Source organism: Mesorhizobium sp. M0139, assembly GCF_040322455.1.
Lineage (GTDB): Bacteria > Pseudomonadota > Alphaproteobacteria > Rhizobiales > Rhizobiaceae > Mesorhizobium.
Genome location: NZ_JAMYTN010000003.1, coordinates 329,633 through 350,655, shown reverse-complemented (window position 1 = coordinate 350,655; position 21,023 = coordinate 329,633). Strand labels below are relative to the sequence as shown.

20 protein-coding genes and 2 pseudogenes are annotated in these 21,023 nt (G+C 63.4%); 11 read left to right on the top strand and 11 right to left on the bottom strand.

Annotation, left to right across the window (positions count from 1 at the left end):
- Positions 1–50: 50 nt before the first annotated feature.
- Positions 51–557 (top strand): tRNA (N6-threonylcarbamoyladenosine(37)-N6)-methyltransferase TrmO, encoded by a 507-nt coding sequence (tsaA, locus tag NKJ58_RS06645; RefSeq protein ID WP_023690854.1) that lies wholly within the window; start codon positions 51–53, stop codon positions 555–557.
- Entirely contained in the window at positions 554–868 is a 315-nt protein-coding gene (locus NKJ58_RS06640) for a DUF2293 domain-containing protein (protein ID WP_023739874.1), read from the top strand. The genes tsaA and NKJ58_RS06640 overlap by 4 nt, the downstream gene beginning before the upstream one ends.
- Before the next feature lie 6 nt (positions 869–874).
- Here NKJ58_RS06640 and NKJ58_RS06635 read toward each other — a convergent pair whose 3' ends face one another.
- A complete protein-coding gene (locus tag NKJ58_RS06635; protein WP_023733083.1) occupies positions 875–1,381 on the bottom strand; it encodes a hypothetical protein in 507 nt (168 codons plus the stop codon).
- A 151-nt stretch (positions 1,382–1,532) separates the two neighbouring features.
- On the opposite strand from NKJ58_RS06635, the gene NKJ58_RS06630 reads away from it, so the two are divergent.
- Together NKJ58_RS06630 and NKJ58_RS06625 are read left to right on the top strand one after the other, a co-directional pair.
- Complete coding sequence (locus NKJ58_RS06630; protein WP_352852886.1) at positions 1,533–2,495, top strand: D-amino acid aminotransferase; 963 nt, start codon at positions 1,533–1,535, stop codon at positions 2,493–2,495.
- A 145-nt stretch (positions 2,496–2,640) separates the two neighbouring features.
- A complete protein-coding gene (locus NKJ58_RS06625) occupies positions 2,641–3,483 on the top strand; it encodes an SDR family oxidoreductase (protein ID WP_352519899.1) in 843 nt (280 codons plus the stop codon).
- A gap of 59 nt (positions 3,484–3,542) precedes the next feature.
- Here NKJ58_RS06625 and NKJ58_RS06620 read toward each other — a convergent pair whose 3' ends face one another.
- Positions 3,543–4,160, bottom strand: a complete 618-nt coding sequence (locus NKJ58_RS06620; RefSeq protein ID WP_352519900.1) for an MOSC domain-containing protein — start codon at positions 4,158–4,160, stop codon at positions 3,543–3,545.
- A gap of 69 nt (positions 4,161–4,229) precedes the next feature.
- Here NKJ58_RS06620 and NKJ58_RS06615 point away from each other — a divergent pair, with 69 nt between their 5' ends.
- On the top strand, positions 4,230–4,379 hold the full coding sequence (locus NKJ58_RS06615; protein WP_245260604.1) for a hypothetical protein: 150 nt from the start codon (positions 4,230–4,232) through the stop codon (positions 4,377–4,379).
- Here the strand turns inward: NKJ58_RS06615 and NKJ58_RS06610 are convergent, their stop codons facing one another.
- The 3 genes from NKJ58_RS06610 to ettA form a co-directional block, all read right to left on the bottom strand.
- Positions 4,380–5,501, bottom strand: coding sequence for a beta-ketoacyl-ACP synthase III (locus NKJ58_RS06610; protein WP_023823182.1), 1,122 nt, complete (start codon positions 5,499–5,501; stop codon positions 4,380–4,382).
- A gap of 131 nt (positions 5,502–5,632) precedes the next feature.
- Complete coding sequence (tam, locus tag NKJ58_RS06605) at positions 5,633–6,403, bottom strand: trans-aconitate 2-methyltransferase (RefSeq protein ID WP_352852885.1); 771 nt, start codon at positions 6,401–6,403, stop codon at positions 5,633–5,635.
- A gap of 49 nt (positions 6,404–6,452) precedes the next feature.
- A complete protein-coding gene (gene ettA, locus NKJ58_RS06600) occupies positions 6,453–8,102 on the bottom strand; it encodes an energy-dependent translational throttle protein EttA (RefSeq protein WP_352852884.1) in 1,650 nt (549 codons plus the stop codon).
- Positions 8,103–8,336: 234 nt separating this feature from the next.
- Here ettA and NKJ58_RS06595 point away from each other — a divergent pair.
- Positions 8,337–9,622: pseudogene (locus NKJ58_RS06595) on the top strand (GGDEF domain-containing protein).
- A gap of 5 nt (positions 9,623–9,627) precedes the next feature.
- Here NKJ58_RS06595 and NKJ58_RS06590 read toward each other — a convergent pair.
- From NKJ58_RS06590 to NKJ58_RS06575, 4 genes are all read right to left on the bottom strand, one after another.
- Positions 9,628–10,242, bottom strand: coding sequence for a hypothetical protein (locus NKJ58_RS06590; protein WP_352672903.1), 615 nt, complete (start codon positions 10,240–10,242; stop codon positions 9,628–9,630).
- Positions 10,243–10,312: 70 nt separating this feature from the next.
- Positions 10,313–11,320, bottom strand: coding sequence for a ribonuclease T2 family protein (locus NKJ58_RS06585; protein WP_352852883.1), 1,008 nt, complete (start codon positions 11,318–11,320; stop codon positions 10,313–10,315).
- Positions 11,321–11,418: 98 nt separating this feature from the next.
- Complete coding sequence (locus tag NKJ58_RS06580; protein ID WP_352852882.1) at positions 11,419–11,868, bottom strand: MarR family winged helix-turn-helix transcriptional regulator; 450 nt, start codon at positions 11,866–11,868, stop codon at positions 11,419–11,421.
- A complete protein-coding gene (locus NKJ58_RS06575; protein ID WP_023741717.1) occupies positions 11,865–12,746 on the bottom strand; it encodes an alpha/beta fold hydrolase in 882 nt (293 codons plus the stop codon). The genes NKJ58_RS06580 and NKJ58_RS06575 overlap by 4 nt, the downstream gene beginning before the upstream one ends.
- Before the next feature lie 133 nt (positions 12,747–12,879).
- Here NKJ58_RS06575 and NKJ58_RS06570 point away from each other — a divergent pair, with 133 nt between their 5' ends.
- The 4 genes and pseudogenes from NKJ58_RS06570 (at position 12,880) to NKJ58_RS06555 (ending at position 17,814) form a co-directional block, all read left to right on the top strand.
- Entirely contained in the window at positions 12,880–13,812 is a 933-nt protein-coding gene (locus NKJ58_RS06570; protein ID WP_023741718.1) for an alpha/beta fold hydrolase, read from the top strand.
- Positions 13,813–13,894: 82 nt separating this feature from the next.
- Positions 13,895–15,070, top strand: coding sequence for a CaiB/BaiF CoA transferase family protein (locus tag NKJ58_RS06565; protein ID WP_023741719.1), 1,176 nt, complete (start codon positions 13,895–13,897; stop codon positions 15,068–15,070).
- Complete coding sequence (locus NKJ58_RS06560; protein WP_352463562.1) at positions 15,067–16,716, top strand: thiamine pyrophosphate-binding protein; 1,650 nt, start codon at positions 15,067–15,069, stop codon at positions 16,714–16,716. Before NKJ58_RS06565 ends, NKJ58_RS06560 begins: the two co-directional genes overlap by 4 nt.
- Positions 16,717–16,840: 124 nt before the next feature.
- Positions 16,841–17,814, top strand: a pseudogene (locus tag NKJ58_RS06555) (IS5 family transposase).
- 321 nt (positions 17,815–18,135) lie between these two features.
- Here the strand turns inward: NKJ58_RS06555 and NKJ58_RS06550 are convergent.
- The gene (locus NKJ58_RS06550) at positions 18,136–19,419 is read right to left on the bottom strand and encodes a cystathionine gamma-synthase family protein (RefSeq protein WP_352852881.1); all 1,284 of its coding nucleotides are present in this window, start codon (positions 19,417–19,419) and stop codon (positions 18,136–18,138) included.
- 123 nt (positions 19,420–19,542) lie between these two features.
- Between NKJ58_RS06550 and NKJ58_RS06545 the strand changes: the two genes are divergently transcribed.
- Positions 19,543–20,001 carry an Lrp/AsnC family transcriptional regulator gene (locus NKJ58_RS06545; RefSeq protein WP_023668224.1) on the top strand — a complete coding sequence of 153 codons (459 nt, stop codon included), beginning with the start codon at positions 19,543–19,545 and terminating at the stop codon, positions 19,999–20,001.
- Positions 20,002–20,049: 48 nt separating this feature from the next.
- Here NKJ58_RS06545 and NKJ58_RS06540 read toward each other — a convergent pair whose 3' ends face one another.
- The gene (locus NKJ58_RS06540; protein WP_023668223.1) at positions 20,050–21,021 is read right to left on the bottom strand and encodes an ABC transporter substrate-binding protein; all 972 of its coding nucleotides are present in this window, start codon (positions 21,019–21,021) and stop codon (positions 20,050–20,052) included.
- Between the last annotated feature and the right edge of the window lie 2 nt (positions 21,022–21,023).

Genomic DNA, 21,023 nt, shown 5'->3' with positions numbered 1-21,023 from the left:
AACCGCTTTTCCCTGACGATCGGCTGGAAACTTGTGCTAGGGCGAAAGCCATGTTCGAGAAGCGCGACGGCGAAAAGCTCCTGCAGACTGACCCGGCTGACATGCCGGCGGATGGCCATATCGTGTTCATCGGCCGCATCGCCTCGCCATGGACATCCAGGCAAACCTGCCCAAAGAACATGCGCGCGGCGCGCGAGGCCGGACAGGCGGCCACGGTTCTCATCGACCCTGCCTATCGCGACGGCCTGCTTGCGCTGGAGCGGGCCAGCCACATCGTCATCCTGTCCTGGCTGCATCACGCGCCGCGGGCACTGATTGTCCAGAGACCCCGCCATGCGGCTGAGCCGAAAGGCGTTTTCTCGCTGCGCTCCCCTGCCCGGCCGAACCCAGTCGGGCTGCATATCGCCGGCCTGATCGCCGTCGACATCGACCACGGCCGCATCGCCATCGACGCCATCGATGTGCTCGACGGCACCCCGGTGATCGACATCAAGCCCTATTTCGCCTCGACCGACGCCTTTCCCGAGGCGACCATTGCCGGGCGTGACGAAAAATGAGCGCGCCCACCGGCCGCCGCCGCGCCATCGCCAAGGCGCTGACCGCACTGCTGCCCCTGGCGCCCTATGCCGATATGGAGAAAATCCGCACCGGGGCCGGCGCCGTGCACATGAAGACGCTGCCGCCGGGCATCGCGGTCTGGCTGGCGACGATCGCCCATATCAGGCACGGCCATACCGACTATGAAAAGCTGCTGGCCGAGGGCTATGACCGCGACTCGGCGCGGTTCTTCGTCATCGAGCAAACAAACATGGTGCTGACCCGTTGGCGCGCCACGCGCCTGCTCGATGCAGAGGACGAAGAGGAATAATTTCAGCTACCGTCGCTTCAATACGGCAACCGCATTGTAGGGCTGGCCGTCCGCCTGCCCAACCCAGGTCCAGGACAGGTTCCCTTTGAAGAACCGGACGGTGATGCCGCCACCGTCGATGCACTTGTCCTGGCCGTAGCTGATGCTTTCCCGGTATTCCGCCGAACTGTCGTCGCGAGAAATCTGGGTCAACGGTCCGCCGCAGCCGAGCGACGGATAGTCGATCGACGCGGCGCCATCGCCGATGGTCATGGCGATCGCCCAATCGGCGCCGGCAGCCCCGGCCGGACTTTGATGGCCGCTGCCGGTCCAGATCCCGTTGAGCCCCGTCGCGTTGACCACGCAAGGCACGTTCTGAAAGATCGGCGTCAGTTCGCTGCCCGTCTTCTCGCAACGATAGGTCTGGCCGTTCTGGCACAGCGCCTCGCCCTCGCGAGCGCATTGCGCGAAGGCATCGCCAGTGACGAAGACGACGAAAATTGCAAAGCTGATGGTCCGAAAAGATTTGCCCATTTTGCCCCTCCCGGCCGGATATTTTCAAGCCGGACCATAGGGCATATCGAATGTGCCACCTAGGACAAACAGCGATAGTTGGGTGGCCCTATGCCGCCTGCAGGGGACCACTAGCTTGACTCTGCCGCATCAAGCCGAAGGACCAATCGCCATGAACCGAAGCGCAGCAGCGGGTAGCATTGTGCCATTGCCGGCTTTGTCGGATCGCCATATCGATCCGCATTCCTATCCCGACGGCATCGCCTTTCTCGATGGTCAGTATCTGCCGATGTCGCAGGCCAAAATCTCGGTGCTGGATTGGGGGTTTCTGCATTCCGACGCCACCTACGACACCGTGCATGTGTGGGACGGGAGCTTCTTCCGACTCGACCTGCATCTCGACCGCTTCTTCGCCGGCTTGCAAGAACTGCGCATGACGATCCCATTCGACCGCGACGGGGTGAGTGAAATCCTGCACAATTGCGTGGCGCTGTCGGGCCATCGCGCCGCCTATGTCGAAATGCTGTGCACGCGCGGCGCCTCGCCGACCTTCAGCCGCGACCCGCGCCAGGCGGTCAACCGCTTCATGGCTTTCGCCGTTCCCTTCGGCTCGGTCGCCAATGCCGAGCAGTTGCGGCGCGGCCTGCATGTCGCCATCAGCGACAAGGTGCGCATTCCGCCGGCTTCGATCGATCCGGCGATCAAGAACTATCACTGGCTCGACCTGGTGCGCGGCCTCTACGACGCTTATGACCGTGGGGCCGAAACCGCATTGATACTCGACTTCAACGGCAATGTCGCCGAAGGCCCCGGCTTCAACGTGTTCTGCGTCAAGGACGGCAGGCTGTCGACGCCAGCCGCCGGCGTGCTGCCCGGCATCACCAGGCGCACCGTCTTCGACCTCTGCGCCGAGGCAGGCCTTGTCGCCGACTCGGCCGATGTCAGCGTTGCCGCGCTAAAGGCTGCCGACGAAGTCTTCATCACTTCCACCGCCGGCGGCATCATGCCGGTGACAGTGATCGACGGCGCTGCTGTCGCCTACGGCAAGATAGGCGGGATCACAAAGCGCTTGATGGCGCTCTACTGGCAAAAGCATGACGACCCGGCCTGGTCGAGCCCGGTGCGCTATCCCTGACCGGCGAAGGTCCTGCTCCACACGATGTCGTGACCAAAAAGATTCCCCCTCGCCTCTGGAAAATCGCTCGACGCACCGTATATCGCGGAAGCGGAGAAGCCTCCGCTTCCCAGTTCACGGCCCGCATGGGCAAGGATTCCACGTCATGACATCAAAGGTTTGGTTCATCACCGGATCGTCGAAAGGCTTTGGCCGAGTCTGGGCCGAGGCCGCACTCGCTCGCGGCGACCGTGTCGCCGCAACCGCGCGCGATGCCGGCACGCTCGCCGATCTCGTCGCGAAATACGGCGATAATGTCGCCGCGATCAAGCTCGACGTCACCGACAAGAAGGCTGTCGATGCGGCCATCGCCGAGGCGCACAAGCGCTTTGGCCGGCTCGACGTCGTCATCAACAATGCCGGCTATGGCCATTTCGGCGCCATCGAGGAAGTCAGCGAACAGGAAGCTCGCGACCAGATCGAAACCAATGTGTTCGGCGCGCTCTGGGTCACACAGGCGGCTTTGCCGATCATGCGGGCGCAGCGCTCCGGCCATATCATCCAGATCTCGTCGATCGGCGGCGTCAACGCCTTCGCCTCGCTCGGCCTTTACCATGCCTCGAAATGGGCGCTCGAAGCCTTCAGCCAGTCGCTCAGCATCGAGGTCGCCGAATTCGGCATCCATGTGACGCTTGTCGAGCCGGGCGGCTTCTCCACCGATTGGTCCGGCGCTTCGGCCAAGGTCTCCAAAGCGATCGAGGCTTACGCGCCGGCCCGTGCCAAGATGGCGGAACGCCGCGCCAACTCGGTCGCCGGGGACCCCGAGGCCACCGGACCGGCGATGCTTGAAATCGTCGACGCGGCCGAGCCGCCGCTGCGCGTCTTCTTCGGCGATGGCGGCCTGCCGATGATCAAGCAGGAATACGCCAACCGCATCGCGCTGTGGGAAAAGTGGGACCACGTTTCCGTCGAGGCGCAGGGCGCTAAGAAGAACCGCAAGGCGGCCTGAGCGCGTCTTGAAATCCGGGTGCGTCGCCCCGGCGGCGCAGCCCTTGCCCTAGCCCGGTACTAGGATCGATAAATCCACTGCTCGGGCACGCGCACCGAGATCTCTTCCCCTGTTGTCATACGACCCGGTTTCTCGACCCAGGCAACGAGGCCGCGCAGCCGTTTCGCCGCCTTCGGGAAGGCCAGCGCGCCGGCCTCCCGATCGGCCATCCCGGCGTTTTCGGCAATCGAACGTCCGGCAAGGCGGCAAGGTCCGTTCTGCGCATCGACCTTGATCGTCACGCCACCTCTAAAGAACAGCAGCGTGCCTGACGGCAGCATCGAGAGATGCGGCACGCCTTCGATCAGCAGATTGGCGCCGATCCATTCCGGCTTGATCTCGGCCAGCCCCATCCGCTCGGCAACGACGGCGAGTTCATCCGCTGCTACGATTGATATCTGCCGCTCGTTGCGGATTTCGGTGCAGCGCGGATACCAGGGTTCGCGACCGCCGGAACGACGGGTGGCGCCGGCGTGGAAGTCGCCGTCGATGCCTTCGAAACCGAGCTGCAATGCTTCCACCGGGCGCGTCTGGAAGTGATTCGACGGGGCGACGTACAAAGCGGCCACTTTGGCGGACAGCTTCCTGGCGGGGATGATGTCGACCGGCTTCTCAGACTCCGGGAAGAGGTCCAGCATGGCTTCGTTCCTTCTGCAGGATGACGTCGCAAATAGCCGTAGCCGTGGGCTCGGGTCCAGTCGAAAGCGATGATGATTCGATCAAACCGGCTGATGGCGTCCATCGGCATCGTCATGAAGGCAAGGCTGGAGGAACGCTTTCTGCGCGGCGAACTCGGCGACGCCTATGACGATTATGCCCGCAGCGTACCGATGCTGGTGCCGTTCATGCCGGCCTGATTACAGCATCCGCAAAAGCGCGCCGCCGATCGAATAGCCGGCGCCGAAGGCGCACAGCACGCCGAAATCGCCGGGCTTCATGTCGGCGTGGTTTTCCGACAGCGCGATGATGGCGCCAGCGCCGGCGGTGTTGCCGAGCCGCTCCAGCACCATCGGCGCGCGGTCGTGGTCGACCTCGTGGCCGAAGGCCAGTTTCAGGATCATGGCGTTCATGCGCGCATTGGCCTGATGCAGCCAGAAGCGCCTGATGGCTTGCGGCGTCAGCCCGTGCTCGGCGAGGAATTCGACAATGAATTTGTGGCCGGCGACGGTGACTTCCTTGAACACCTTGTTGCCGACCTGCTTGATCAGATTGCCCTCAAGGTTGATCATGTAAGGATCGTCCTGGGCGGTGCGGGTGTGATAGCCCAGATTGGTGCGGATATTGTTCGACATCTGCGTCCAGGTGCGCGTGTCCAGCACCTCGAAGCGCCCCGGCCGCTTCTCGCCCCTGGCCAGCCCCTCGACCACCATCGCCACCGACGCATCGCCGAAGATGAAATGCGTCTGCCGGTCGCGGAAATTGAGATGGCCGGTGATGATCTCCGGCGTGACCACCAGCACGCGTTTGTGCGCGCCCGCCCGCACCAGATTGGCCGCAATGTGCAAGGCGGCCGCGGCCGATGAACAACCAAGCCCCATATCGAAGCCGGCGCCCTTGGTGCCCAGCGCCTCCTGCATTTCGATGGCGATCGCCGGATAGGGCCGCTGCTGGTGCGAGGCCGAGCAGATCACCAGGTCGATGTCGGACGGCTTCAGGCCGGCATGGTCGAGCGCCTTCCTGGCTGCGGCGACGCCGAACTCGGCCTGCAGCGACAGCGCATCGTCGGGCCGCGCCGGAATGCGCGGCGCCATGCGGGTCGGATCGAGAATGCCTTCGCGCTCGATCACATGCCGGGTCTGGACGCCCGAGGCATGAACGATGAAGGCGCTGTCGGATTTCTGCAGCAGCGTCTCATCCGTGCCTTGCCGGCGTGCATTCTCGGTGTCGACCCAGGCATTGAAGCTGGCGACCAGTTCTTCATTGGTGATCTTGGCTTCAGGGATTTCAACGCCAATGCCGCTGATGATGACGCGATGCATATCCAGTCCGTCCATGCGCAGGCGTTGTCGTTCTCATGTGAACGACGAAGGGGCGCGACACAACACTTTTCTCACCCCACCGGTTTACGCCGGCTTAAACCATAGGCTGTGGCCGGATGTCATCGGGAGTGCTAGCCGGCCCGCTTGGCGACGATGAAGATACGCGGAAAGCGCAGCAGCACCTTGCCGTTTGCGGTCTTCGGATAGGCCTCGGTGATCTTGGCCGTGTAGCTGTCGAGGAAGGTCTTGCGCTCGCCGGCGTCCAGCGGATCGAGGAAAGGCTTCAGCCCCGTCGACTTCACCCATTCGACGATCGCCTCGGCGTCGGTCAGCGGATGATTGTAGGCTGTATGCCAGATATCCACCCGGTCGGAGAGCGGCGACAAGAGATCATAATAGAACGACACCGCCGGCAGCGGTCCGCGCGCAGCACCTGCCATCTTGGCGGCGAACGGCATTTCGGCGGCCGTCTCGCGCATCACCTGATGCGACGGCTCAAGCAGATTGTCGGGCATCTGGACGGCGAGCGCGCCACCGGGGGCGAGAAAGCCCATCAGCCGCTGAAACACAGCCGGATGGGTGGGCAGCCACTGGAACACGGCATTGGCGAAGATGACATTGACCGGCTCGGCCGGCTGCCACGTCGAGGCATCGGCGAGGTCGAAATTGACGCTGGGCAGGCGCGCCCTCGCCTTCTCGATCATGTCGGGAGAGGTGTCGAAGCCGCTGATATCAGCATCCGGCCAGCGCTCGACCAGCAGCTCGGTCGAATTACCCGGGCCGCAGCCGATGTCGACCACCCGGCGCGGGAAATCCACCGGCACCTGCGCAACAAGATCGCGCGCCGGCCGTGTGCGCTCATCCTCGAATTTCAGATATTGGGCGGCTGACCAGTCGGTCATTCAAGCTTTCCTCGTATCAGTTGAGAAATTCGCCGCCCCGGTTGCTCCCTTACCGCGTCAGCCTCTTGTAGGTCATCCTGTGCGGGTTGACGGCTTCGGGGCCGAGACGACGGATCTTGTCCTGCTCGTAGTCCTCGAAATTGCCCTCGAACCATTCGACATGACTGTCACCTTCAAAGGCCAGGATGTGGGTGGCCAGCCGGTCGAGGAACATACGATCGTGCGAGATGATGACGGCGCAGCCGCCAAAGTTTTCCAGCGCGTCTTCGAGCGCCGCCAGCGTTTCGGTGTCGAGATCGTTGGTCGGTTCGTCGAGCAGCAGCACATTGCCGCCGGTCTTCAGCATTTTTGCCAGATGCACGCGGTTGCGCTGGCCGCCGGAGAGGTTGCCGACCTTCTGCTGCTGGTCGCCGCCACGGAAGTTGAACGATGCGCAATAGACGCGGGTGTTGGCTTCGAACTTGCCGAGCTTGACCACTTCGGCGCCGCCCGAGATTTCTTCCCAGACGGTCTTTGACGGATCGAGCGCATCGCGGCTCTGATCGACATAGCCGAGCTTCACCGTTTCGCCGATGCGGACAGAGCCGGCATCCGGCGTTTCCTGGCCGGTGATCATGCGGAACAGCGTCGTCTTGCCGGCGCCGTTCGGGCCGATGACGCCGACGATGCCGCCTGGCGGCAGCTTGAATTCCAGGCCTTCGATCAACAGCGTGTCGCCAAAGCCCTTCGACAAGCCTTCCGCCTCGATCACCACATTGCCGAGCCGCTCGCCATGCGGAATGACGATCTGCGTATCGCTCGGACGCCGCTTGTCGGCTGCATCCAGCAGCTCCTGGAACGCCTGGATACGCGCCTTGGACTTGGTCTGGCGGGCTTTCGGGCTGGACTGGATCCACTCGCGCTCGCGGCCGATGGCGCGCTGGCGGGCGTCGTCCTCGCGACCTTCCTGCTTGAGGCGCTTGGCCTTGGCTTCGAGGTATTTGGTGTAGTTGCCCTCATAGGGAATGCCGCGGCCGCGATCGAGCTCGAGGATCCATCCCGTGACATTGTCGAGGAAGTAGCGATCGTGGGTGATGATCATCACGGCGCCCGGATAGGCGCGCAGATGCTTTTCGAGCCACGCCGTGGTTTCGGCGTCGAGATGGTTGGTCGGTTCGTCGAGCAGCAAGAGGTCGGGCTGACGCAGCAGCAGCTGGCAGAGCGCGACGCGGCGGCGCTCACCGCCCGAAAGCTTGGTGACCTCGGAATCCTTGGGCGGGCAGCCCAGCGCTTCCATCGCCATCTCGACCTGCTGTTCGAGATCCCACAAATTGAGCCGGTCCATCTCGTCCTGGAGCTTGGCCGACTCGTCAGCCGTCTCGTCGGAGTAGTTCATCATCAATTCGTTGTAGCGCTCGATGATGGCGGTCTTGGCGGCGACGCCTTCCATGATGTTCTCGAACACCGTCTTGTTGGCATCGAGCGCCGGCTCCTGCGCGAGATAGCCGACGGTGGCGCCTTCGGCGAGCCACGCTTCGCCGTTCCACTCCTTGTCGAGCCCGGCCATGATCTTGAGGATCGTCGACTTGCCCGAGCCGTTGGGGCCGAGGATGCCGATCTTGGCGTCGGGATAGAAGGAGAGATGGACATTCTCAAGCACCTTCTTGGTGCCATAGGCCTTGTTGAGGCCGGCCATGTGATAGATGAACTGGCGTGCCACGCGCGCTTTCCTTGATGATTGACCGAAATGTCGGATTGAATGGAGGTTGGCCGCTATGTAGGCGATGCCGGGCCGAACGGCAATCGCTTTTGCCATTTCAAGCCGGGTGTACACCGCACGTTAAGTTTTCCGCCGGTTGTAGGGAGCGTTGAAATCCCCGGTTAACCCTTCAGCGTCAAAACAGGATCGATCGCTGGCCTGTCGCGATCGAAAGTAGAGATCGGACCGAAGGTAGTGCTGAACAGTTTCCTGCTCCTTGCCGAAGCGGTCGTCTACTTCAGCGTCATGGTCACGCTGTTCCGCTTCAGGGATCGCATCGGCCTCGGCGTCTTCGTCTGCGCGCTGGGCGCCATGCATTTCCTCGAAACCTATCTCGCCAGCGTCTTCTATGTCGCCCTGCCCTTCGGCATGGTCTCGCCAGGCTCGGCGGTGCTGTTTTCCGGCAAGCTGGTGATGCTGCTTCTGCTCTACATGAAGGAAGATGCGGCCACGGTGCGCCAGCCGATCTATGGCCTTTTGCTCGGCAACGCCTTGATGATCGGGCTGGTCCTGATCCTGCGCCTGCACGATATTTCAGCCCTTTCCGACGGCAAGCTTCCCGATATCGGTTTCATCGACCAGTTGGGCTGGCTGATGGTGTGGGGCACGACGCTGCTCTTCATCGACGCCATCCTGATCATCCTGCTTTACGAAAAGCTCGGGCGTTATCTGCGCAAGGCGCCGTTCTCCCGCATCCTGATTTGCGTCGCCTGCGTGCTCACCTTCGACCAGGCCGGATTTTTCACCGCCCTGCATTTCGTCGCAGGCGCACCGATTGCGGTCTTCTTCGGCGGCTGGTTGGCCAAGATGGGTGCCGCTTTTGCCTACAGCGCCATGCTTGTCGCCTACCTCAGATGGTTCGAAACGCGTCAGGTCGTGGCACCCCGCGGGCTGTCCGACGTCTTCGACACGTTGACCTATCGCGAGCGCTACGAAGCCTGGTCGAACATGTCGGCCGCGACGGCCTCACCGGCCTCTTGCACAGGGGACGCTTTGACAGCGACGGCGAACGTCTGGTTGCTGTCAGCCTGCGCACGGCCCAGCCGCTCAGCCTGCTGATCGTCGACGTCGACCATTTCAAGTCGATCAACGATCGCTTCGGCCATGCCGAGGGCGACAGGGTGCTGAGATCCATCGCCCAGGTACTGACCCAGGCGGCCGGCGCGCACGATCAGGTTTTCAGGATCGGCGGCGAGGAGTTCGCCATCCTTTGCTCGCAGCCGCATGCGGTCGCCAGGTTGCTCGGAGAAAACCTCCGCCAGGCCGTCAAGGCGTGCGTAAACCGGTTCGACATCAGCGTCAGCGCCGGCATCGCCACTGTCGACGAGACCGTAGCCTCGCTTGCCGATCTCTTCGCCCTTGCCGACGAGCGTCTCTACAGGGCCAAATCCACCGGGCGTGACCGCGTCGTCGGCGAAGCGCATGACGATGCCGAAGACCTCAGTGCCTGGACATTGTCCACACGTGGCGTCAGCGGATAAGGTTGTCAGCTCCGCTTGCGCTGCTGCAACGCGCCGACCGCAACTGAAACGGCTATCAGCGCGATGGCCAGCCATTTCAGCACGGTGATGATCGGACTGGCGTCGATGTCATAAGCGATGAACAACAGAATGCCGGGCACCAGCAGGCCGCACATGACCAGCATGATGCGGTTGATCTGCCAAGACACTTTTGCTGCCAGCGCTTCGTCACCGGCTTCGCCGACAAGACCGGCGCGCATCTCCCGGGAGATGGCCAACGCGCTCGACAGACGCATGGAGATCGGCAAGCCGAGCCCGATTATGAGGAAGGCACACGCCGCCAGCAGAGCCGAGAATTTGAGCGCGCTGGTCTCGGCCGGCACCGGAAACAAAAGTGTCGCCAGCGGCAGGAAGACACAGACGATGCCGAGCGCGGCAATGGCGATGAAGATCGCGGCATTGACCCAAGTGAACAGCTGGTAGCGGCCTGCCCCGATCGGCGCGGCAAGCACGCGCATGCGCGCCCACTCGGCATCGGTATAGGAAAAGCCCGGCCATTCCATGCGGCCGTCTTTTATGGCGGTCATCCCCCTCGCCCAGAAAGCCAGCCGCGCCAGCGCGCCTGATGTCATGCCACTCATCGCCACCCCCGCCGAATGAAACACATCCAGACCATATCACCGCGTCACTGCCAAGCGGCAGACGGATATCCTATTGGAATCCGGCCGCATCGACCGAGCCCTTCGGACAGCCCGCCTTGGTCGTCGGTGCCGAGGCGAGCATGAGAGTGCCCAGCGAACTGTCGGGGCCGATCGGGCCGGTCAGGCCCAGCGTCAGCTCGCCGATCAGCCGCCTGCCGCTCGACGGATCGACCAGGCAGGAGACACGCACCCGCGCGCCCGCCCCGGCGCCGAAGGCGCTGTCGAAGGTGCTGCGGATCTGGTCCGAAGTGAGCTGCTTGCCGACATTCCTGGTGAAGAGCTCGCGTACCGGTGAGGCATTCACCGCCCGCATCAGGTTCAACGCCTCGGCAAAATACTCCTGCTGGCTCTTGCCGTAGCAGGTGCCGTGCTTGATCCATTCATGCCGTTCGAGCTTGGAGTCGGTGCCAGGCATCACCTGGTCGAGTTCGGCGCGCGTATCAGCATCGAGGTTGACCGGCGGCAGGTCGGCCCAATGGGCCGGATTATCATTGGCCTTGTCGCTCGCCGGCACCTGGCAATAGAAATTGCCGTTCGGTTGCGGCCACAGACCATGCAAGGTGAAATGCGACGCGTCGAAACCGCCCGCCGTCTGCGCCTGGCATTCGGGCTTGCTTGCCTTGGTTTCGCAGAAGGCCGGCTGCCAACTCAGCGCAAAGACATATTCGGGCTTTCCCGAAGCCGCAGGCTTGCCCTGATCGGCGGGCGCGGCCGGCTGGGCGGCCGCGCTGCCGCCGGTGACATGACCGCAGCTGATCTTGACCCAGCGACGCTCAGGATCGGCGCCCGGCACGCGGATGAGGTAATGCGTCGGCGCATCCTTGTTGCCGGCCAGGAGGTCGTAGCTCTGTCCAGCCGTTGTCGCGATATTGCCGGGGTTCTTGCCGCTTTTGATTGCCTGCGTCGCCGGGCAAGCCGCATCGGCCACGAAGGAGCCGCTCATCTTCACATCGGCGCGCGCTAGGCCGACACCGGCCAGCGCCACCAACACCGCACCCCATATCGCCGATATCCGCATTCCAGCACTCCTAGCGTTTCATAGCGCAAGCTAGAAACGTGCGACATGTCAGAATTACGATTTCTTTCGTCCGCCGCAAAAAACAATCGCTCGGTCGATCAGACCCCGCCCTCCTCGACCCGCTTCGTCAACATACGCAGCAGATCAAGCGCTGTCTCGAGCGCGCGAGGCTCGATGCCCTCGCTGATGCGGTTGGCCCAGACATGCTGGCGCGTGCCGATATCCCGGATCGCGGCCCGGCCGGCATCGGTCATCGCCAGGAGCTTGGCTCGGCGGTGCGCCGGGTTGTCCGCATAGGCGGCAAGCCCTTCGGCGGCCAGAATGTCGGCAAGGCGCTGCACGCTCTGGCGGGCAAGCCCCATGTCGCGGGCAATGTCGGCCACCGATTTCGGCTCCTTCAGCACCGCGCCCAGAACCTGCCAGCGCGCCGCCGTCAACCCGGCAGGCTCGGCCAGCCGGTCGGCCGCGTCGAGAAACCCGCCATTCAGCCGGAACACGGCAAGCACCAGTTCGGTGAGCACATCTCCGGCTTCGGTCCTGCTTGTCATTTCTGGCCGGCCTCGATGGTGGAAACGAAAGTGTTGACGGCTTCAGCCACCGCCTCCGGGTTGTCAAGCATCACCCAATGGCCGGAACCGGCGACGGTTCTGTGGCCAATTCCGCTGCGCAGCCGAAACAGGGCCGCCGCATTGTCATTGGCCTCCGTGGCCAGCACGAAGATCGGCCCGCGATAGGCGTCGAGCGTCGGTTCGGGATTCCATTCCGCCAGCGCCTTGCCGACGCCTGCCCGAGCCGCCGGATCGACCACCGCCGCATCGGCGAGGACCTGTTTGCGGACATCTTCATTGGGGCCGGCGATCGAGGTGTAATAAGCGCTCAGGACACCGCCGCCGTTTGGCCCCGCCAGATCGCGCACGAACCCGTCGCGAATCTCTTTGGGCAGGGCGCGCGGATCGGTCGCCGGATCGACCAGCAGGATGCCGGCAACACGGTCGGCATGGCCGGCGGCATAGGCGAGCGCGGCCCCACTGCCGCCGCTATGTGCAACGAGGACAAACCGCTTCAGGCCGAACGCATCGGCCACCGCACCGATATCGTCGGCACGGCCGTCATAGCCGTAGTCGGCATCAGCTGCAGGCGCCGATGCGCCATGGCCGCGAAAATCGAAGGCGACCGCCTCACGGCCACCTGCGGTGAGCTGCATCACCCGGTTCCACTGTGTGGCGCGGCTGCAATCACCATGCGCGAACAGGATCGGCAGGCCGTCGCCGGATTTGATGTCGTAGCCGGCAAGCTGGCCCTGCGGGCCGGCAATGGTCTTCATGGTCATCTCCCTGGTTTGGCTGGAAGCAATGCCGGGCAGGAGCATTGCGGATGAAAGGCTCGCCAGCAGAAACGCGCGGCGCGAAACGGTTTTCATGGTCATGCTCCGATCCAATTGACAGTATGCTGTCATATAACCAAATTGACAGCAAGCTGTCAATAGTGGCCCCGGCTGATTTCGACCTCCCCTTGACGTCGGTCCCGCCGTCGCCCAACAGTCGCCGAGGGAGCGAGACATGGCATTTGACAAGCAGACGACGCTGGCCTCACCGACCGGGGCCACGCTCAACCTCTATGTGAAGCACGCGAGCGGCTCTCCACGGGCCGTCGTCCAGATTAACCATGGCTTGGCCGAACACGCCGCGCGCTATGCCCGCTTCGCCGATTACCTCAGCACCCGCGGCTTTCATGTCTACGTGCACGACCATCGCGGCCACGGCGCGACCAAGGCGCCCGACGCGCCGCTCGGCAGGTTCGCCGGCACAAGCGGCCCGGCCAAGGTGATCTCCGATGTCGACGCAGTCCACGATTTGATTGCGAAGGAGCAGCCCGGCCTGCCGGTCATCCTGTTCGGCCATTCGATGGGTGCGTCGGTGGCGCTCAACTACCTGCTGGCGCACTCGCCGCGCGTCCACGCCGCGGCGATCTGGAACGGCAATTTCTCACAAGGCCTGCTCGGCCGGCTTGCGCTCGCCATCCTCGCTTATGAGCGCTTCAGGCTCGGTTCCGATGTCCCCTCACGCATCTTGCCCAGGCTGACCTTCCAGGCCTGGGGCAAGGCGGTGCCCAGCCACAAGACGCCGTTCGACTGGCTGTCGCGCGACGAGGCTGAAGTGGCCAAGTACATTGCCGACCCGCTGTGCGGCTGGGATGCCTCGATCTCGATGTGGCGCGATGTCGTGGAGATGGCGCAGAAAGGCGGCAAGGATGCGGGCTTTGCCGGCATCAGGCGCGACCTGCCCGTCAGCATCGTCGGCGGCGAGAAGGATCCGGCCTCCGACTACGGCAAGGGCATCGACCATCTCGCCAAGCGCATGCGCGCGATGGGCTTTTCGAATCTGGTTTCAAAGGTTTACGCCGACACCCGCCACGAAAGCTTGAACGAGGTGAACCGCGACTCCGTCATGACCGATTTTGCCGCGTGGGCCGATAGTGTGTTGAAACGCTGACATCGCTGGCCCACCGCAAGGCCCGTGACAGCGGCATCCCGGGTTGATAGAGGCTGCGGTTCCGACCCGTTTTTGGTGATTTATGGCTGAACCTCCGCTGAAAGGCGTCCGCGTCGTCGAACTCGCCCGCATCCTGGCCGGCCCGTGGGCAGGACAATTGCTGGCCGATCTCGGCGCCGATGTTATCAAGGTCGAGAGCCCTGATGGCGGCGACGATACCCGCAAATGGGGTCCGCCCTTCGTCATGAGCCATGATGGCGAGAACCTGTCGGCCGCCTATTACCACTCCTGCAATCGCGGCAAGCGCTCCATCGCGGTCGATTTCTCGACGCCCGAAGGGGCCGAGACGGTGCGCCGGCTGGTTGCCACGGCCGACGTTCTGATCGAGAACTTCAAGCTCGGCGGCCTGAAGAAATACGGGCTCGATTACGAGAGCCTGAAGGCGATCAATCCAAAGCTCGTCTACTGCTCGATCACCGGCTTCGGCCAGGACGGGCCTTACGCCCCACGCGCCGGCTATGATTTCATCATCCAGGCCATGGCCGGCATGATGTCGATCACCGGCGAGGTCGGGCGCGAGCCGCAAAAGGCCGGCGTCGCCATATCGGACATCTTCACCGGCCTCTATTCGGTGATCGCCATCCAGGCAGCGCTTCGCCATGCCGAAAAGACCGGCGAAGGCCAGCATATCGACATGGCCCTGTTCGACACGCAGATTTCCGCACTCGGCAACCAGAACCTCAACTATCTCGTCTCCGGCAAGGCGCCGGTGCAGATAGGCAATGCGCATATGAACATTGCGCCCTATGAGGTTGTCCCGGTCAGGGACGGCCACATCATCCTGGCGGTCGGCAATGACGGCCAGTTCGCCAAATTCTGCGCCGCCGTCGGGCTCGACCATCTCTCAGCGAATCCCGATTTCGCCACCAATCCGGCCCGCGTGGCCAACCGGGTGAAGTTGCGCGAGCACTTGATCGAGACGCTGAAGAATTGGGATCGCGACCCATTGCTGGCCAAGCTCGAAGCGGCAAGCGTGCCGGCGAGCCCGATCAACGACATCGGCCAGATGTTTGCCGACCCGCAGACGATCGCACGCGGCATGCGCCTCGACCTCGACGATGGCCATGGCAATCGTCTGCCCTCGGTACGCGCGCCGATGGTGATGTCCGGCACACCGCTGGTCTATGAGCGTCCCTCGCCGCGCCTTGGCGAACACACGCAAGAAATCCTTGCCGAACTGGAGAAGTCTGGACGATGAAGACCGGTGGACAACTGATTGTCGACGCACTCGAGGCGAACGGCACCGACCGCATCTTCTGCGTGCCCGGCGAATCCTATCTCGCGGTGCTCGACGCATTGCATGACTCGCCCATCCGCACCATTGTCTGCCGACAGGAAGGCGGCGCCGCCATGATGGCCGACTGCCAGGGGCGGCTGACCGGCAAGCCCGGGATCTGCTTCGTCACCCGCGGCCCCGGCGCCACCAATGCATCGGCCGGCATTCACATTGCCATGCAGGATTCGATACCCGTCATCCTGTTCATCGGCCAGGTCGCCAGCCACGCCAAGGAGCGCGAGGCTTTCCAGGAGGTCGACTACAAGCGCTTCTTCGGCGACATCGCCAAATGGGTGGTGGAGATCGACGATGCCGCGCGCATCCCCGAACTCGTCACCCGCGCCTTCGCCGTCGCGACATCGGGCCGCCCCGGCCCCGTCGTCATCTCGCTGCCGGAAGACATGCTGACCAGCCTGGTCGACGCGCCTGCGGCCTTGCCGCACACGCCGGTCGAAACCCGCCCCGGCGAAGCCGAACTCGACGCGCTGGAGAAACTGCTCGGCAAGGCCAAACGCCCTTTCGTCATCCTCGGCGGCACACGCTGGGACGAGGAAGCGGTGGCTCGCATGCGCACCATTGCCGAGGCCTGGTCGCTGCCGGTCGGCTGCTCCTTCCGCCGCCAGATGCTGTTCGACCATCTGCACCCGAACTATGCCGGTGATGTCGGCATCGGCATCAACCCGAAGCTGGCCACCGCCATCAAGCAGGCCGACCTGGTGCTGCTGATCGGCGGCCGCATGGGCGAGATGCCGTCCTCCGACTACACTTTGCTGAAAAGCCCCTATCCCGACCAGACGCTGGTCCATGTCCATGCCGACGCCGGTGAACTCGGCCGCGTCTACCGGCCGACGCTGGCGATCAACGCCTCGCCATCGGCCTTCGTCGAAGCCTTCGCCAAGCGCAAGCCAGCCTCCGCGCCAGCCTGGGCGGATGAGACGCCAAAGCACCATGCCGCCTACCTCGACTGGTCGACGCCGCCTGAGACCGGCCCCGGCCCGGTCCAGATGGGACCGATCATGAATTACCTGGAAAAGGTTCTGCCCGACGACGCCATTTTCACCAACGGCGCCGGCAATTACGCCACCTGGGTGCACCGCTTCCACCGCTTTCGCCGCTTCGCCACGCAGGGCGCGCCGACCTCCGGTTCGATGGGTTATGGCACGCCGGCCGCGGTCGCCGCCAAGGCGCTCCATCCCGACCGCACCGTGATCGCCTTTGCCGGCGACGGCTGCTTCCTGATGAACGGACAGGAATTCGCCACCGCCGTGCAATACGACCTGCCGATCATCGTCATCGTCGTCAACAACGGCATCTACGGCACCATCCGCATGCACCAGGAGCGCGACTATCCCGGCCGCGTCGTCGCCACCGATCTGAAGAACCCTGACTTTGCCGCTCTTGCCCGCGCCTATGGCGGCCACGGCGAGACGGTCGAGAACACGGCAGATTTTGCCCCTGCCTTCGAGCGGGCCCGCGCCAGCGGCAAGCCGGCGATCGTCGAGATAAGGCTCGATCCCGAGGCGATCACGCCGACGCGGACGATGACGCAGATCCGCGACAAGAGCTGAGAAGTTGGCAGCGAAAGCCGAGTTCCGTCACACCCCCCTCTGTCCTGCCGGACATCTCCCCCTCAAGGGGACTGTTGCAAAATTGGGTGGATGTGATTCCCTGTTTTTGAAACGGGATTTTGCGATGACGACAAAGCCGAGCGGTCAGTTCAGTTTTGTAGAGGCTCTGCTGCCGCAGGGTCTTGGTCGGAGCGGACGACTGGACCGGCTGTCGTCGCTGGTGAAGTGGTATCGCTTCGAGAAGATCCTGGCGCGGCTGCGCTCGCCAACTGGGCCGGGGCGGCCTGCGTACAATTCGCTGGTGATGTTCAAGGCGCTTCTGCTGCAATCCTTGTATGGGCTGTCGGACAACGAACTGGAGGAGGCGCTCGCCGATCGGCTGTCGTTCCGCCGCTTCGTTGGACTGACGCTCGAGGAGACGGTGCCCGACCACACCACGCTCAACCGCTTTCGCAATCTTCTCGTGGAGGCCGGGCTTCTGGAGAAGCTGTTTGGCGAACTGGACCATCAACTGGACAAGGCCGGGCTGATCCTGCGGCGCGGCACGATGCTCGATGCCACGGTGATCGAGACGGCGGCGGCACGGCCGCCCAGTGGGGCCGCGCACGAAGCGGGCGATGCCGGCGATCCCGATGCCGGCTTTACACGCCGGCAGGGCAAGCCTGGCTCCTCCTACGGCTACAAGGCCCATGTCGGCGTCGACCAGGGTTCTGGTCTGATCCGCCGGGTGAGGACGACAGCAGCCAACGTCAACGACACGGTCGAGGCGGATCATCTGATCTGTGGCGACGAGGCGCGGTGCTGGCGGATGCGGCCTATCACACCAAGGCGCGCGAGCTGTCGCTGAGGCAGCGCGGGATCAAGCCGCGGCTGATGCGGCGGGCCAACAAGCATCATCCGCGCCTGCCGGCGCGCCTGAAGCAGTTCAACCAACTGATCGCCCGGCAACGTTTTGCCGTCGAGACGACCTTCGCCACCTTGAAGAACCGCATGCGACTTTGCGCCATCCGCTATCGCGGTCTGGCCAAGGCGGCAGGACAGGTTCTCATCGCCGCCATGGCCTTCAACATGCGTCGCTGGGTGACGCTGGCGACCTGATCTAGGGTCGCACTGCGCCCGAAATCCGCCGAATACGCCAACTCCTACCCCATCTGGCCACAAACCAGCGCCGGAAGCCACCTCGCATTGCCCTTGCCGTCTCTCTCCACGCCCAAAGCCTATAACGCAACGGGCCCTCAAGGGGGGAGATTGGATGTCATGTCGCCCTTCGCCAATCTGCAGCGTTGCAGACAGGGCGCTATGGTCAGAGCTGCTGATCTCCCCCCTTGAGGGGGAGATGTCCGGCAGGACAGAGGGGGGTGCTGTCCCGCCGACGCTGCCAAGACGATCGCCCCTTTCCTGATATCTACAAGCGAGCTATCAGACCGCTGCCAGCGCCTGCGTCAGGTCGGCGATAAGATCGTCCGGATGCTCGACGCCGATCGACAGCCTGACCGTGGTCTCCAGCACGCCAATGCGCTGGCGCACGTCGAAGGGAATGCCGGAGTGCGTCATCGCCGCCGGGTGGCTGGCGAGTGACTCCGTGCCGCCGAGGCTCACCGCCAGCTTGAATATTTGCAGCCAGTTGAGAAATGCGAAGGCCGCCTTCTCTCCGCCTTTGATATCGAAAGAAAATGTCGACCCGGCGCCGCTGCATTGCGCCTTGTAGGCCCGTCCCGCTGCCGTATCCTCGCCCAGGAACGGCAGGTAATGCACCTTCTCGACCTTGGCGTGATCGCGCAGGAATTCGGCCACGAGCCGCGCATTGTCGTTGGCGCGCTCCATGCGGATGGACAGCGTCTCCAGCGAGCGGCCGAGCATCCAGCAGGAATGCGGGTCGAGTTGCGTGCCGATGGCGCCGCGCAGCGCCTTGATCGGCTTGGTCACCGCCTTGCTGCCCATCGCCGCACCGGCGATCAGGTCGGAATGGCCGCCGACATATTTGGTCAGCGAATAGACGGAGACATCCGCGCCATGTTCGATCGGTCGCTGGAACACCGGGCCGAGCAGCGTGTTGTCGCAGACGATGATCGGCGTTGATCCTTGGCTTGCGCCGATCTCGTCGGCAAACTTCCGGATCAGTGCGATGTCGACCAGGCTGTTGGTCGGATTCGACGGCGTTTCGATGAGAATGACCGAGACACGCCCCTTCGCCACCGCTGCATCAGCAGCGGCCCGCACCGCCTTGTCGTCGACGCCGTCGGCGAAGCCGACAGCGCCGATGCCGAAGCCGGACAGCGTGCGCGTCAAAAGCGTCTCGGTGCCGCCGTAAAGCGGCTGCGAATGCAGGATGACATCGCCCGGCCGGGCATAGGCGAGCAGCGTCGTGGCGATCGCCGACATGCCCGACGAGAACAGGATGCAGGCGTCCGTTCCCTCATAGACCGCCAGCCGGTCCTCGACGATCTCCGAGTTGGGATGATTGAAGCGCGAATAGACCAGGCCGGACGCCGTGCCGCTCGGCGGCTCCTTGCGGCCGGATGTGTAGTCGAAGAAGTCGCGTCCCTCCTCCGCCGATTTGAACACGAAGGTCGAGGTCAGGAACACCGGCGGCTTGACGGCGCCTTCCGACAGTTGCGGATCGAAGCCATAGCTCAACATCAACGTTTCCGGATGGAGCTTGTGGTTGCCGATGTGGGTTTTCGACGGGCGCGGCGCGGTCATGGCTTTTCCTGCGTTCTGGAGGAGTCTCGTCCAGCAATTTATGCGATCCCGGTCCACCAGTCCTTGCTATTTTCGGCCTCGCATGGCTGCATTCCGGCAACAAATTGCCGAGCGAGAGCAAAAGTGCAACAGAAGATAGCCGACGATTTCGACCGCAAGATCCTGCGCGAGCTGCAGGCCGACGCCCGCATCACCAACAATGAGCTGGCGGAGCGCATCGGCCTGTCGCCGTCGCCATGTTTGAGGAGGGTACGCCGGCTGGAGGAGGCCGGCATCATCAGGGGCTATACCACGCTGGTCGACCCGGCCGCCTTCGGGTGGAACATGGTCGCCATCGCCACCGTCCGGCTCAGCCGCCAGAACGAGGACGAGATCGTCATGTTCGAGGACGCCATCCGCGGGTGGGAAGAGGTGCTGGAATGCCACCTCGTCACCGGGGCGCGCGACTATGTGCTGAAGGTGGTGACCGGCAGCCTCGAACAGTACGAGCGCTTCATCAAGGAAAAGATCGCGCGGCTGAAATGCGTCGCTTCGATCGAGACCAGCTTCGTCATGAACACCATAAAGGAACGGCGCCTCTGACATTTGGTCAAAGGCGCCGCTCTCGAGGTCGAAATTGCCTGGCCAGGCTTATTTGATCGCCTTGTCGGTGATGGCCGTGGTGTAGGCGCCGGTCGGCGCCTTGGTGATGATCTTCTGGTCGAGCAGCGCCTTGGCGGTGCGCTCGTAGGTCGCCGGGTCGAGCTTGCCGTCGGCATTGTCGATCAGCTTGGCGACTTCGCTCATCATCCGCTTCTGGTGGTTTTCGTCCTGGCCACCGCCGTCCATGACAATGCCCGCGGCCTCGTCATTGTTGTCGATGGCATATTTCCAGCCCTTCATCGAGGCGCGCACGAAACGCACCATCTTGTCTTCGAAAGCCGGATCCTTGAGCTTGTCTTCCGAGGCATAGAGCCCGTCCTCAAGCAGGTCGTTGCCCATCGCCGAGTAGTTGAACACGGTGAGCTGGTCCGGCTTGTAGCCGGCATCGATCAGCTGCCAGTACTCGTTGTAGGTCATGACCGAAATGCAATCCGCCTGCTTCTGGATCAGCGGCTGCACGTCGAAGCTCTGCTTCAAAACCGTGACGCCATCCGGGCCGCCTTCGGTCTTCAGGCCGAGCTTGTTCATCCAGGCGTAGAAAGGATATTCGTTGCCGAAGAACCAGACGCCGAGCGTGTGACCCTTGAAATCGGCTTCGGTCTTGATCGGGCCATCCTTCGGGCAGACCAGCTCCATGCCGGCCTTCTTGAACGGCTGGGCGATGTTGACCAGCGGCACGCCCTTTTCGCGCGCGGCGAGCGCCCCACCCATCCAGTCGACGATGACGTCGGCGCCACCGCCGGCGATCACCTGCTCGGGTGCGATATCGGGACCGCCCGGCTTGATGTCGACGTCGAGGCCTTCGGCTTCATAAAAACCCTTGGCCTTGGCGACATAGTAGCCGGCAAACTGCGCCTGCGTGACCCATTTCAGCTGCAAGGTCACCTTGTCGGCGGCCATTGCCTGGAACGCGCCCAGCGACATCGCGCCGGCCAGCATCGGAATGATCAGTCTTTTCATGT